The 12,867-nt window shown below is 37.7% G+C and carries 14 protein-coding genes; 12 read left to right on the top strand and 2 right to left on the bottom strand.

Going from position 1 to position 12,867, the window contains the following annotated elements; all coding sequences use genetic code 11:
* The 5 genes from fmt to EYB29_RS02590 all read left to right on the top strand — a co-directional run bounded on the left by fmt (nt 1) and on the right by EYB29_RS02590 (nt 6,323).
* Complete coding sequence (fmt, locus tag EYB29_RS02570; RefSeq protein ID WP_026867556.1) at nt 1-948, top strand: methionyl-tRNA formyltransferase; 948 nt, start codon at nt 1-3, stop codon at nt 946-948.
* The gene (rsmB, locus tag EYB29_RS02575; RefSeq protein ID WP_026867557.1) at nt 938-2,239 is read left to right on the top strand and encodes a 16S rRNA (cytosine(967)-C(5))-methyltransferase RsmB; all 1,302 of its coding nucleotides are present in this window, start codon (nt 938-940) and stop codon (nt 2,237-2,239) included. Before fmt ends, rsmB begins: the two co-directional genes overlap by 11 nt.
* Before the next feature lie 22 nt (nt 2,240-2,261).
* Nucleotides 2,262-3,008 carry a Stp1/IreP family PP2C-type Ser/Thr phosphatase gene (locus EYB29_RS02580; protein WP_156889186.1) on the top strand — a complete coding sequence of 249 codons (747 nt, stop codon included), beginning with the start codon at nt 2,262-2,264 and terminating at the stop codon, nt 3,006-3,008.
* Entirely contained in the window at nt 3,005-4,984 is a 1,980-nt protein-coding gene (pknB, locus tag EYB29_RS02585) for a Stk1 family PASTA domain-containing Ser/Thr kinase (protein ID WP_026867559.1), read from the top strand. Before EYB29_RS02580 ends, pknB begins: the two co-directional genes overlap by 4 nt.
* A gap of 70 nt (nt 4,985-5,054) precedes the next feature.
* Nucleotides 5,055-6,323 (top strand): cytochrome P450, encoded by a 1,269-nt coding sequence (locus EYB29_RS02590; protein ID WP_026867560.1) that lies wholly within the window; start codon nt 5,055-5,057, stop codon nt 6,321-6,323.
* A 120-nt stretch (nt 6,324-6,443) separates the two neighbouring features.
* Here the strand turns inward: EYB29_RS02590 and EYB29_RS02595 are convergent, their stop codons facing one another.
* Nucleotides 6,444-6,743 (bottom strand): rhodanese-like domain-containing protein, encoded by a 300-nt coding sequence (locus EYB29_RS02595; RefSeq protein ID WP_035857263.1) that lies wholly within the window; start codon nt 6,741-6,743, stop codon nt 6,444-6,446.
* A gap of 103 nt (nt 6,744-6,846) precedes the next feature.
* Here EYB29_RS02595 and rsgA point away from each other — a divergent pair, with 103 nt between their 5' ends.
* From rsgA to EYB29_RS02615, 4 genes are read left to right on the top strand one after another with little or no spacing between them, the layout of a single operon-like run.
* A complete protein-coding gene (gene rsgA, locus EYB29_RS02600; protein ID WP_026867562.1) occupies nt 6,847-7,707 on the top strand; it encodes a ribosome small subunit-dependent GTPase A in 861 nt (286 codons plus the stop codon).
* 2 nt (nt 7,708-7,709) lie between these two features.
* A complete protein-coding gene (gene rpe / locus EYB29_RS02605) occupies nt 7,710-8,354 on the top strand; it encodes a ribulose-phosphate 3-epimerase (RefSeq protein ID WP_026867563.1) in 645 nt (214 codons plus the stop codon).
* Between the two features lie 4 nt (nt 8,355-8,358).
* Nucleotides 8,359-8,970: a thiamine diphosphokinase gene (locus EYB29_RS02610; protein ID WP_051220572.1), complete on the top strand. Its 612-nt coding sequence runs from the start codon at nt 8,359-8,361 to the stop codon at nt 8,968-8,970.
* 10 nt (nt 8,971-8,980) lie between these two features.
* Nucleotides 8,981-9,682: a DUF554 domain-containing protein gene (locus EYB29_RS02615; RefSeq protein WP_026867565.1), complete on the top strand. Its 702-nt coding sequence runs from the start codon at nt 8,981-8,983 to the stop codon at nt 9,680-9,682.
* Between the two features lie 44 nt (nt 9,683-9,726).
* Here EYB29_RS02615 and rpmB read toward each other — a convergent pair whose 3' ends face one another.
* The gene (gene rpmB / locus EYB29_RS02620) at nt 9,727-9,915 is read right to left on the bottom strand and encodes a 50S ribosomal protein L28 (RefSeq protein WP_026867566.1); all 189 of its coding nucleotides are present in this window, start codon (nt 9,913-9,915) and stop codon (nt 9,727-9,729) included.
* A gap of 190 nt (nt 9,916-10,105) precedes the next feature.
* On the opposite strand from rpmB, the gene EYB29_RS02625 reads away from it, so the two are divergent.
* From EYB29_RS02625 to sdaAB, 3 genes are read left to right on the top strand one after another with little or no spacing between them, the layout of a single operon-like run.
* Nucleotides 10,106-10,474 carry an Asp23/Gls24 family envelope stress response protein gene (locus tag EYB29_RS02625; protein ID WP_026867567.1) on the top strand — a complete coding sequence of 123 codons (369 nt, stop codon included), beginning with the start codon at nt 10,106-10,108 and terminating at the stop codon, nt 10,472-10,474.
* Between the two features lie 18 nt (nt 10,475-10,492).
* Nucleotides 10,493-12,145, top strand: a complete 1,653-nt coding sequence (locus EYB29_RS02630; RefSeq protein ID WP_026867568.1) for a DAK2 domain-containing protein — start codon at nt 10,493-10,495, stop codon at nt 12,143-12,145.
* A 56-nt stretch (nt 12,146-12,201) separates the two neighbouring features.
* Nucleotides 12,202-12,867 carry an L-serine ammonia-lyase, iron-sulfur-dependent subunit beta gene (gene sdaAB / locus EYB29_RS02635; protein ID WP_026867569.1) on the top strand — a complete coding sequence of 222 codons (666 nt, stop codon included), beginning with the start codon at nt 12,202-12,204 and terminating at the stop codon, nt 12,865-12,867.

Below are 12,867 nucleotides of genomic sequence, written 5' to 3' on the forward strand. Positions count from 1 at the left end.
ATGACAAAAATAATATTTATGGGTACACCTGATTTTTCGGTGCCAATTTTAAAAGAACTTCAAAAAGAATACGGTGTTGATTTAGTTATCTCTCAACCTGCTAGACCAGTCGGCAGAAAAAAAGTGCTGACAGATCCACCCGTTGCAGTTGCAGCTAAATTGCTCGGTATAGAGGTGTATCAACCAGAAACAATGCAGACTGATGAAGCCCTTCAAAAGGTAAGTGACATTGAGCCAGACCTAATTATCACCGCTGCATTTGGGCAATTATTACCTGAAAGCGTTCTAGAAGTACCAAGATACGGTGCCTTAAATGTGCATGCTTCACTCCTACCTAAACATAGAGGGGGTGCACCCATTCACCGTGCGATCATGAGCGGTGACTCACATACTGGTGTGACGATTATGTATATGGCGAAAAAACTAGATGCAGGGGATATTATTAGTAGCGAGCGTATTGAAATCAAAGATGAAGATGATACGGGTACCTTATTTAATAAATTAAGTTATGTCGGTGCATCTTTATTGATGAAAACTTTACCTTCAGTTTTAAGTGGAGAAAATGAGAGAACAGAACAAGATCATGACGCAGCAACTTTCAGTGCTAACATTTCTAAAAAGGATGAAATCATTGACTTTACTAAAGACGCAAGAGATGTCTTTAATACAATTAGAGGCTTAAATCCATGGCCTGTTGGACATACGACCTTAGATGATAAACGCTTAAAAATATTTAGTGCGTCCTTAACAAATGAAACAACAAACAAGCCTGCTGGAACAATTGTCAAACTGTCTGACGATGGCTTTTTAGTAGCGACAGGAGATGGTTTACTCATCAATTTAACAGAAGTACAACTCGCTGGTAAAAAGCGTGTAAAAGCCTTAGATTTTATAAATAATCAAAAGAACCTAATAGGGGAAAGACTAGGGGTGGATCATGACAGTTAGAGCAATTGCACTCGACTTATTCGAGGCTGTAATAACGGATAAGGCCTATAGTAATATCGCCTTAAATGAAGCCTTAAGATATGAAGACCTATCAACTGAAGATAAGGGACTTTTGACTGAAATACTATATGGTACCTTACAAAGAAAGTTGACTTTAGAGCACTTTATTAAGCCATTTGTTAGGACTAAGTTAAAACGTTGGCAAAGACACTTACTCCTTATAAGTGTCTATCAATTAGAATATCTAGATAGAGTACCGGATTATGCGGTTATCAATGAAGCGGTGGAAATCGCTAAAGATGAAGGTGGTCCGGGCTCAGCTAAACAAATTAACGGGATATTAAGAGCTTACTTAAGAAGTGAACGTCCTGGTTTTACAAATATTAAAGACGATGCACACAGGTTATCATTAATGTATAGCATGCCTAAATGGATTATTAGACATTGGTTTAAACATTATAGTTATGATGAAACTGAAAAGATTTTAGATGCATTGAATGAGCGTCCACAAATGTATTTAAGAACGAATAAGAAATTAATTGATAGAGATGATTTAATCAAAACATTAACCGCTGAAGGATACATGGTGGCACCATCAGACTTGCATCCCGATGCGATTCGTTTCAATGGACAAAATATTACTTTATCCCAAAGTTATAAAGATGGACTGTTTGCAATACAAGATGTTTCTTCGATGTTTGTAGCTATGGCGCTAAAACCAGAAGATAATGATGTAATATTAGATGCATGTAGTGCACCAGGCGGTAAAGGCATGCATGCTTTAGAGTCGATGCATGGTGGAGAAGTCGTTTTCGCTGACTTACATGACCACAAAATTACATTGATTAACAATGAAGCAACACGTCTAAAACATACCAATTATCAAGCGTTATCAGCAGATGCGAAAAGTTTTGATTACGGTAGACAGTTTGACCGCATTATTGTTGATGCACCGTGTTCAGGACTCGGTGTAATTAAGCGAAAACCTGAAATTAAATATGAACGATCTTCTGACAGTATAGAAGAACTCGTTGAATTACAATTAGAAATACTGGATAATGTAAAAAAACACTTAAAACCTGGTGGGATTTTAATCTATTCAACGTGTACCATTCATCAGTTGGAGAATGAAAATGTTGCTTTTACCTTCAAAAAGAAACACGACGACATAGAGTTTGATGATTTCTCCATTCCAGCTTTTGATTTTACCGGACCGTACCGACAAATCTTACCCTATGAACATGATACAGATGGCTTTTTTATAGCAAGATTTAAGAAGTCACAAAGTTGATCAACGGAAGTGAGGGTTTACCTTGGAAGTAACTTCGAAAAGTATATGTGGACAATTCAGAGAAATAAATGAAGATATGACAGGTTTTTTTACCAACCAAACCGGCCAACAACTGCTGTTAATAGCTGATGGTATGGGCGGGCACCAATATGGTGAAGTGGCGAGTCAATTCGTACATGATAAAATTAAGCACGCTTGGGAAGAGAAGAATTTATTTAATATAGATGAGGCTGAAGCATTTTTAAGAGACCTCGTCGTAAAGACCAACCGTGAACTGTATGACTATCAGGAAGAAAACACTAAGTATAAAGGTATGGGCACGACCTTGGTATTAGTTGCTGTTATAGATACGAGTATGCTCGTCTTGAATGTTGGTGATTCGAGGGCTTATGTTATGAACAATCGTAAGATTGATCAGATTACAGAAGATCATACTTTCGTTAATGTACTTGTTGCCAGTGGTGAGATTACTAAAGAAGAAGCTTTATCGCACCCGAGACGTAATTTGATTACGCGTGCTATGGGTACTGAACCGATGATTCAAGCCGATGTCTTCCGATTAAGAGCACGTCAGTATGACTATGCCTTACTTGCGACAGATGGATTAACGGATATTTTACGACCGGACGAAATTCATAAGTTGATGTACAGTGCTAAGCTCAACTTAGAAGAAAAGGCAGAACACCTAGTTCAATCAGCAGAGGACAATCAATCTCGAGATAATATTAGTATTGTCGTTGCTGACTTGAGACGAGGTGACGGGAATTGATCGGAAAAGTAGTGTCAGAGCGTTATAAAATAGAAAAATATCTCGGCGGCGGCATGAGTTCAGTCTATCAGGCTAAAGATATAATTTTAGATAGAGACGTCGTTGTTAAAATGATTAAATCTGATCCGTTAGACAAAGAGAAGTCAGTAAGAAGATTTCAAAGAGAAGTGGAGAGTACAATCCAGCTTTCTCATCCGAATATTGTGAGCGTAATCGATGTGGATGACACTGAAGAATATCATATTCTTGTGACTGAAGTCGTCCACGGGCCAAACTTAAAAGCGTACATTATGAAAAACAATCCTTTAGATATCGATGAAATAGTCAGTATTGCAATGATGACTTTAAAGGGTATAGAACATGCTCATGATAGAGGGATTATTCACCGAGATATCAAACCTCAAAATTTACTTTTAGATGAAAAAGGCAGAATCAAAATTACTGATTTTGGTATTGCTAAAGCACTGAGTGAGACGCGCATGACTGAAACCAATCAAGTCATAGGGTCGGTACAATATATTTCACCTGAACAAGCGAAAGGGCAAAATACTGATGAACGTACGGATATATATTCTTTTGGCATTATGCTATTTGAATTGTTAACAGGACGTTTACCATATGAAGCTGAGACAGCTGTTTCCGTTGCTTTAAAACACATCTCAGATCCTTTTCCGGACATCAATGATTACAGAGAAATTCCAATCGGTTTAAAAAATATTGTTATGAAGTGTACAGAGAAAGATCCAAGAGATCGTTATCGTCACGCAAATGACGTACTTTCTGCACTCGTACATTATAAAGATATGACAGAACCATATCAGCCGGTTAAAAAAATCACCCAAGACAAGACGGTCGTAACTCCGCCGGTTGTCCCAGTTAAGAAAGAAGAGAAAACAGCGCCTAAACAACAAATGGCAAACTCTCAAGTTGTGAATGAACCAAAAGAAGAAAAACTAAAAAAGAAAAGGCGTAAGTGGCCTTGGATTGCTTTACTTATCTTCTTGTTGTTAGCAAGTTCAGCAAGTGCAGCCTTCTTCTTATGGGATAGAATACCGCCGACTGTAGAGATTGAGAACCTACAAAATATGACAGTCGAAGAAGCTGAATCTTACCTTGAATCGGAGTCTCTGGTCTTAGGTGAGATAGAGGAGACCTATGACGATAACTTTGAAGAGGGTACAATTATAGAAACGACGCCAGTTTCTGGATCCGAAGTTGAAAGAGAAAGTGAAATCGATTTTCTAGTAAGTTTAGGAAAACAACCATTTACAGTTGAAGATTATACAGGTGCGAACTTTGAAGAAACCAAAGCAGCTTTAGAAGAAGCTGGTTTTTCAAATGTGGTCGCTGAGTATGAATATTCTGATCAAGAAGTGGGTACAGTGCTTAGTCAATCTATCGAACAAGATGAAGAAGTTTATCCAGAAGAAGAGACGATGACTTTGACAGTTTCAGAAGGACATGAACCAATACCAATCACTAACTATACAGGTACGGACTTTGACACTGCTAAGTCAGAATTAGAAGCTCAAGGTTTCATCGTAAATGTGACAACAGAAGTTTACAGTGATTCAGTAGCAGAAGGTGCGATAGTTTCTCAAGACCCTTCTTATGGAGATTTTTTACCTGGATCACAAATTAATGTTATCGTGTCATTAGGAGAAGCACCGCCAGAAGAAACGACCTATCAAATTTCACTAAATCTACCATATCCTGAATCATCAATATCTGGTTCTGAAAGTTCAGATTCAAAATCAGAATCAGAGAGTGACTCTGAAGAAGAGGAATCTGAACCTGTGGATGCAAAAATTTATATTGACGATAAGGATAATGATATAGGTGAAGTAGCAGAGACGATAGAAATTACCGAAGATACGAATCACACAATTTCTCTAGTCCTTGAAGAAGGACAGGATGGATCATACAAAGTAGAAGTTGATGGTGAAGAAGTTATAAATGAAACAGTTGAAAATTAAGTAAATATTGGCATTGGCTTTACTGTTTATATATAATGGTGGAGTACATTCGAATTGGAGGAATGAAATTATGGCAACACTTAAGAGGGATAAGGGCCTAGATAATACTTTGAAAGTATTAAAGCAAGGTTATCTTTACACAACAAATCAGAGAAATCGTCTAAACACATCAGTTTTCCAAACTAAAGCACTCGGTGGTAAACCATTCGTAGTTGTGACTGGTAAGGAAGGCGCTGAAATGTTCTACAACAATGATGTTGTTCAACGTGAAGGCATGTTACCTAAACGTATCGTTAATACGCTTTTTGGTAAAGGTGCAATCCATACGGTAGATGGTAAAAAACACGTAGACAGAAAAGCATTGTTCATGAGCTTGATGACTGAAGGTAACTTGAATTATGTACGAGAATTAACGCGTACATTATGGCATGCGAACACACAACGTATGGAAAGTATGGATGAGGTAAATATTTACCGTGAATCTATCGTACTACTTACAAAAGTAGGAACACGTTGGGCAGGCGTTCAAGCACCACCTGAAGATATCGAAAGAATCGCAACAGACATGGACATCATGATCGATTCATTTAGAGCACTTGGTGGTGTCTTTAAAGGTTACAAGGCATCAAAAGAAGCACGTCGTCGTGTTGAAGATTGGTTAGAAGAACAAATTATTGAGACTCGTAAAGGGAATATTCATCCACCAGAAGGTACAGCACTTTACGAATTTGCACATTGGGAAGACTACTTAGGTAACCCAATGGACTCAAGAACTTGTGCGATTGACTTAATGAACACATTCCGCCCATTAATCGCAATCAACAGATTCGTTTCATTCGGTTTACACGCGATGAACGAAAACCCAATCACACGTGAAAAAATTAAATCAGAACCTGACTATGCATATAAATTCGCTCAAGAAGTTCGTCGTTACTATCCATTCGTTCCATTCCTTCCAGGTAAAGCGAAAGTAGACATCGACTTCCAAGGCGTTACAATTCCTGCAGGTGTAGGTCTTGCATTAGATGTTTATGGTACAACGCATGATGAATCACTTTGGGACGATCCAAATGAATTCCGCCCAGAAAGATTCGAAACTTGGGACGGATCACCATTTGACCTTATTCCACAAGGTGGTGGAGATTACTGGACAAATCACCGTTGTGCAGGTGAATGGATCACAGTAATCATCATGGAAGAAACAATGAAATACTTTGCAGAAAAAATAACTTATGATGTTCCAGAACAAGATTTAGAAGTGGACTTAAACAGTATCCCAGGATACGTTAAGAGTGGCTTTGTAATCAAAAATGTTCGCGAAGTTGTAGACAGAACATAATAATTATAGAAAAAGTGGCAAGCCCCTTTGGGAGCTTGCCACTTTTTTTATGATTATATAGTTTTTGATTGGTTGTGTGCTTCGGATGATGATGAAGATTGCACATCACCCCTTCTGTATCTAAAAATAACTTCTCACACCATGGTATTTACTCATACCGCCTTCTATATTGTTAGCATTGTAACCATGTAGAAGCATGTGGTCCTGAACACGTTTTGATCGGCCACCTGATTTACATACTAAGTAATATTCTTTACTCTTATCCAACGTGAGTTCATCTAGATTAAAGGTACTTAATGGGTAGTGTACTGCTCCAGGAAGAAATCCTGTTTCTTTTAATTCTTCAGTTTCTCTGACATCAATGACAACTTTCCCATCTTTACCGAGTACTGTATTAATTTCATTAATATTAATATCCATTTTAAACCTCCATAATCATTATCCATTTACATATACCAATCATTTTATCATACATAATAAATTGATATAATAGACTAGTACTTATAATAAACTGAGGTGTTGTATGCAAAAAGGGAAAATTGTAAAAGCTTTAAGTGGTTTTTATTATGTATTATCAGATGACAAGATATATTCGACTAGAGCACGTGGTCTCTTTAGAAAGAATGATGAAAGTCCCTTAGTGGGCGATGAAGTTAAATTTCAAATCGAAAATGAAGATGAAGGCTATATTACCGAAATTTTGCCTCGTAGAAATGCTTTAGTTCGTCCACCGGTTGCAAACATCGATCAGCTCTTGGTGACGGCAAGCTTGAAGTCTCCGGATTTTAGCTACTATTTACTCGATCGTTTCATTGCCTATAGTGAAGCGAATGACATTGATCCTGTCATCATTGTGACAAAGAACGACCTTAACGATGACAAGGAATTGATTCATGAAATTGAGGAAACTTACGGTCATATTTATGAAGTTCACTTTACGGATAAAACACATATCAGAGATGATTTACAGGACCTTTTCTCAGGGAAAACAAGTGTGCTCGCTGGGCAATCTGGTGCGGGAAAATCAACCTTACTTAACACACTACTCCCTGAACTTGAACTCAAGACAGATGAGATTTCCAATGCTTTAAACCGTGGTAAGCATACGACCCGTCATGTAGAACTAATTGATCATGATGGTGGATATATTGCGGATACACCGGGATTCTCAACGATTGAATTTATGAACATCGACAAATATAATATCAAATTTTGCTTTATAGATTTTAATCAATATAGCTGTAAATTCCGAGAATGTCTCCACATTAATGAACCTAAATGTGGTGTCAAACAAGCGGTTGAAGATGGTGAACTTAAACAGAGTCGCTACGACAGTTATGTCAAAATTTATAATGAAATTGACAATAGAAAAGAGAGGTACTAAATATGGCAAAGGTATTACCGTCACTTTTAGCAAGTGATTTTTCAAAGTTAGCTACAGAGATAAAAGAAATGGAAGATGCAGGCGCTGATATTTTTCATTTAGATATAATGGATGGTCAGTTTGTTCCTAATATTTCTTATGGTATTCCTGTGTGCCAAGCAATCGCACAGCATGCTAGTATACCATTGGATGTCCATTTGATGACCTATGATCCCACTCAGTTTGTAGAAGAATTTAAAAACATGGGTGTAGACATGTTGTCGTTTCATATAGAGGCGACACCACATGCGCATAGAGCAATACAGTTGATTAAGTCTTCAGGAATGAAGGCAGGGATTGCACTAAATCCACAAACACCAGTTGAAGCTGTAAAACATTTACTAAAGGATCTTGATTTCGTTTTAATCATGACAGTGAATCCAGGCTTTGGTGGACAGGCCTTTATTGACATGTGCTTAGATAAGTTGGACGAACTTACAACCATAAAGCATAATTCTAACTTAGACTTTGATATTGAAGTAGACGGTGGTATTAATGATAAGACTGGCGCACTTTGTAAAGCGCACGGTGCAAACCTACTAGTGAGTGGGTCATATTTATTTAAAGCAGAAGACAAACAACAAACGATTAGGAACCTAAAGGAATGATCATATGCCTCACATCAATGTGCTCTTACGGGATATAAAGGTTAAACCCTTATTAGAAGGCCCATGGTCTGGAGTCGATGCTGGTGTTTTGGGTCTACATAATAATAATTTTGACATCATGCATCTCTATGGTGACTTTGATAGTGTTTCAGAGCTTGAACTTGAAAAGTTACAAGAAAAGCTAGACTTTGAAATTTCACCAGCGGAAAAAGATTTTACAGATTCTGAAATTGCTTTAAAGGCACTTGCTGAAGCGGGTTATACGAGTATTGATGTTTACGGTGCACTCGGTGGACGAATCGATCATGAGTTAATTAACATTCAACTGTTAAAAAACCCGCAACTTAGAGAATTAAATATTAGACTTATCGATGACAAAAACATCATAAGTCTGTTACCATCAGGTAGGCACAATCTGTCAAAGACGTCGTTGACATATGTCTCATTTGTTCCGTTTTACGATGAGACTTGTTTAACCTTGTCAGGTTTTAAATATAACTTAACGGATAAATATATTAGTATTGGTGAAACATTGACCGTCTCAAATGAGTTTCAAAACGATGAAGCCTTTGTTGAAACGAGTCATGATTTATTAATGATAAATTCTTCAGATTAGAGGTGGATGAATGATATTTGCAGGTGCAATTGTCAACGCATTAGCGATCATCGTTGGTGGGTTACTCGGTATGGTATTAACCTTTATACCTGAGCACATTAAAGATGCAATAATGAAAATACAGGGTGTTTTTATTATTGCCATGGGTATACAAATGGTTGTCGGTGCGACCGACATTTTGACAACGCTTATATCACTCATTATTGGTGTAGTTGTTGGTGAAGTGATTCAATTGGAAAAACAATTAAACCGCATGGGTCACCTACTAGAGTATAAACTTGGTGACAAGCATGGGGGTAATATCTCTCAAGGTTTAATTTCAGGGATGTTAATCTTTATAGTCGGTGCGATGGGCATTGTCGGTGGTTTGGATGCAGGTCTACGCGGGAACAATGATGTCCTGTATACAAAATCAGCGATGGACTTCTTCATTGCCTTAGTTATGACAGCGGCCTACGGTCGTGGCGTTATTTTTTCAGGTATTCCTACATTTATTTATACAGCACTGATCATTATTAGTGCACGTCTAATTGCTGCTTTTATACCTGAAGGGACACTCAATTTGATGATAGATCAAGTGAGTGCAACTGGAGGGGTAATTCTACTTGCTATCGGTTTAAATATGTTAAATGTGACCACAATGCGAGTAGGGAATATGATTCCAGCAATCTTTATTGGTATGATTTTAGTTTGGATGATTTCATTCTTCTAAATAAAAAAGCCGTCAGATCAATTGATCTGACGGCTTTTTTAATATTAAACGCGTTCTACTTTACCAGATTTTAGTGCACGAGCTGAAACCCAAACTTTTTTAGGCTTACCGTCAACTAAAATTCTTACTTTTTGTAGGTTAGCTCCAAAAGTTCTCTTATTAGCGTTTAGCGCGTGAGAACGGTTGTTACCACTTCTAGATCTACGTCCAGTTACATAACATTCTTTGACCATGTGTCCCACTCCTCTACTTAAAATTACATAATCATGTTCTTTTATACTTTATGCATACTCTAATATGGTACACTAAGACAAATGATAAGACAATAGAAATTTTTAGAAAATGTTTAGAAAAACTGTAATAACACTTGTATTTGACTAGTGGTTTTGCTTATAATTATATGATGTATTGGAGGCGAATTAAATGGCGCTAGAAATTGTAAATGATTTAGGTAAAATTGAAATTTCAACGGATGTAATTGCGAATATCGCTGGTGGTACTGTCGTAGAATCTTACGGTGTTGTTGGGATGGCATCTAAGAACCAAGTCCGCGATGGTTTTGCTGAACTCCTAGGTAAAGAAAACTATTCACGTGGAGTAATCGTTGAAAATAATGAAGGTAAGTTGACAATCGAGTTATATATAATTGCCGGTTACGGTGTGAAAATATCAGAAGTTGCTTCAAATGTACAAACTTCAGTAAAATATAAATTAGAAAAAACATTGGGCTTAAATATAGAAGCTGTGAATATACACGTTCAAGGCGTGCGTATTATCTCAACAGATGAGTAACCAGGGAGGATTTACAAGATAATGAACAAAATAGATGGCGTAATGTTCCGACAAATGATTAAAAACGGAGCACAAAACCTAAAAAAGAATGCAGATTATGTTGATTCATTAAACGTATTTCCGGTCCCAGACGGCGACACAGGTACGAACATGAATCTTTCGATGTCTTCAGGTGCGAGTGAAGTCGAACCGGTAGACGATAAGCATATTGGTACAGTAGGTAAGCACTTTTCAAAAGGCTTACTTATGGGCGCACGTGGAAACTCAGGTGTCATACTATCTCAATTATTTAGAGGCTTCTCTAAGGCGATTGAAGATAAGGATACGGTCGATACAGATCAGTTTATTGCAGCGTTTAAACAGGGTGTTAAAACTGCATATAAAGCAGTGATGAAACCAGTTGAAGGTACAATATTAACTGTCGCAAAGGACGCATCTAAAAAAGCTGCTGAATTTGAAGGCCAAGATAAGTCAATTATCGAAGTGATGCAAGCGACTTTAGAAGAGGCAAAAGCTTCATTGAAGCGTACGCCTGAATTGTTACCAGTCTTAAAAGAGGTTGGTGTGGTCGATTCTGGTGGACAAGGTTTAGTCTATGTTTATGAAGGTTTCTTAAGTGCTTTAACAGGTCAAGAAATCGAAGAGGACGAAGATCAATTAAACAATGAGTTATTAGTGGATTCTCATGACCACGACAATGATTTCGATGACTTTATGAGTGTCGATGATATCGAGTTTGGTTATTGTACTGAATTCATGGTGCGTTTCGAAGATGGTAAACGTGCCTTTGATGAAGATGAATTCCGTCAAGAGATGAGTGACTTTGGTGATTCTTTACTCGTCATTTCTGATGATGAAATTGTAAAAGTTCACGTCCACACTGAAACACCTGGTGAGGCGTTCACATATGGTCAAACATACGGTGAATTAATTAAACTTAAAGTTGAAAACATGCGTGAGCAGTTCAGAACAGTTCACGGCAATAAAAATGATAAAGTAGCTGAGAAACAATCATACGATACTGCCATAATCACAGTATCAAGTGGAGAAGGCATAAACGAGTTGTTTAAGAGTATCGGAGTGACTCATGTCATCAACGGTGGCCAAACAATGAATCCTTCTACTGAGGACATTGTCAATGTCATTAAAGATGAAGATGTAAAAGAAGTCTTGATACTACCTAATAATAAGAATATTGTGATGGCAGCAGAACAAGCCACGTACATGCTCGATATTCCTTCAGCAGTGGTTTCGACAACATCAATCCCTGAAGGTTTAGCTGCAATGCTTAGCTTTAACCCAGAAGCAGAATTATCAGAGAATAAAGCGCAGATGACTAAAGCATTTGAATTTGTCCAAACAGGACAAGTGACATATTCAGTCAGAGATACTAAAATAGATGGCATAGAGATTAAAAAAGACCAGCATATGGGTATCGCAAATGGTAAAATCATTACTGCTAGTGACTCAAAACATACGACGCTAAAAGATCTAATTAACAATATGATTGATGAGGATACTGAAATCATCACTGTACTTATCGGTGAAGAAGGTACTGAAGAAGAAGTTGAATCAGTGATTGAATCAATAGAAGCAGAAAATGAAGATGTAGAATTTGAAGTTCATAACGGTGCACAGCCCGTATACAGCTACTTAATTTCTGTTGAATAAAGAAGACTGGCCGCATCGGTTAACCCGATGCGGCTTTTTGAACAAGGAGGGATTGTATGAAATTTAAAAGTGTCTTTGACATAATCGGCCCGGTCATGGTCGGCCCATCATCATCACATACAGCAGGTGCGGCGAGAATTGGCTTACTTGCAAGAAGTCTCTTCGGCGGACAGCCAGATAAGGCAGACATTTATTTATATGGTTCCTTTAGGGATACATATCAAGGCCATGCGACAGATGTTGCTTTACTTGGTGGTCTCCTTGGTTACGACACGGATGATGAACGTATTATCAATGCAAAAAAAGACGCAGAATCACACAATATGACTTATAATTTTATAGAAATGAACGAAGAACGTTCACACCCGAATACTGCAGTCTTACACTTATTTAAAGGTGAGGAAGAGCTTGTGATCGAGGGCGTCTCCATCGGTGGCGGTAAGATTGAACTCGTTAGCATAAATGGTTACAACATTAATATATCAGGTAACTATCATGCTTTACTTGTCTTTCACAAGGATGAGTTCGGTACGATTGCACGTGTGACAACTAAGCTGGGTGAAGAAAAACTCAATATTTCTCAGATGAGCGTTTCACGTAAGGAAAAAGGCCAAGTAGCCCTAATGACTGTTGAACTTGATGACACAATTTCACAAACCGCAATAGATGAAATTCGTGCTGTAAAAGGTGTCGACAGAGTCATAGAAATGATTGGAGGATAA

The sequence above is a fragment of the Jeotgalicoccus sp. S0W5 genome, from assembly GCF_011634875.1.
In the GTDB taxonomy this organism is placed as follows: domain Bacteria; phylum Bacillota; class Bacilli; order Staphylococcales; family Salinicoccaceae; genus Jeotgalicoccus; species Jeotgalicoccus marinus.

Coding starts and splice junctions, on each gene's coding strand:
- sdaAB (WP_026867569.1), top strand. CDS start 12,202: ATGAAATTTAAAAGTGTCTTTGACATAATCGGCCCGGTCATGGTCGGC.
- EYB29_RS02610 (WP_051220572.1), top strand. CDS start 8,359: ATGCCTCACATCAATGTGCTCTTACGGGATATAAAGGTTAAACCCTTA.
- rsmB (WP_026867557.1), top strand. CDS start 938: ATGACAGTTAGAGCAATTGCACTCGACTTATTCGAGGCTGTAATAACG.
- rpmB (WP_026867566.1), bottom strand. CDS start 9,915: ATGGTCAAAGAATGTTATGTAACTGGACGTAGATCTAGAAGTGGTAAC.
- EYB29_RS02590 (WP_026867560.1), top strand. CDS start 5,055: ATGGCAACACTTAAGAGGGATAAGGGCCTAGATAATACTTTGAAAGTA.
- rsgA (WP_026867562.1), top strand. CDS start 6,847: ATGCAAAAAGGGAAAATTGTAAAAGCTTTAAGTGGTTTTTATTATGTA.
- fmt (WP_026867556.1), top strand. CDS start 1: ATGACAAAAATAATATTTATGGGTACACCTGATTTTTCGGTGCCAATT.
- EYB29_RS02625 (WP_026867567.1), top strand. CDS start 10,106: ATGGCGCTAGAAATTGTAAATGATTTAGGTAAAATTGAAATTTCAACG.
- EYB29_RS02615 (WP_026867565.1), top strand. CDS start 8,981: ATGATATTTGCAGGTGCAATTGTCAACGCATTAGCGATCATCGTTGGT.
- EYB29_RS02595 (WP_035857263.1), bottom strand. CDS start 6,743: ATGGATATTAATATTAATGAAATTAATACAGTACTCGGTAAAGATGGG.
- rpe (WP_026867563.1), top strand. CDS start 7,710: ATGGCAAAGGTATTACCGTCACTTTTAGCAAGTGATTTTTCAAAGTTA.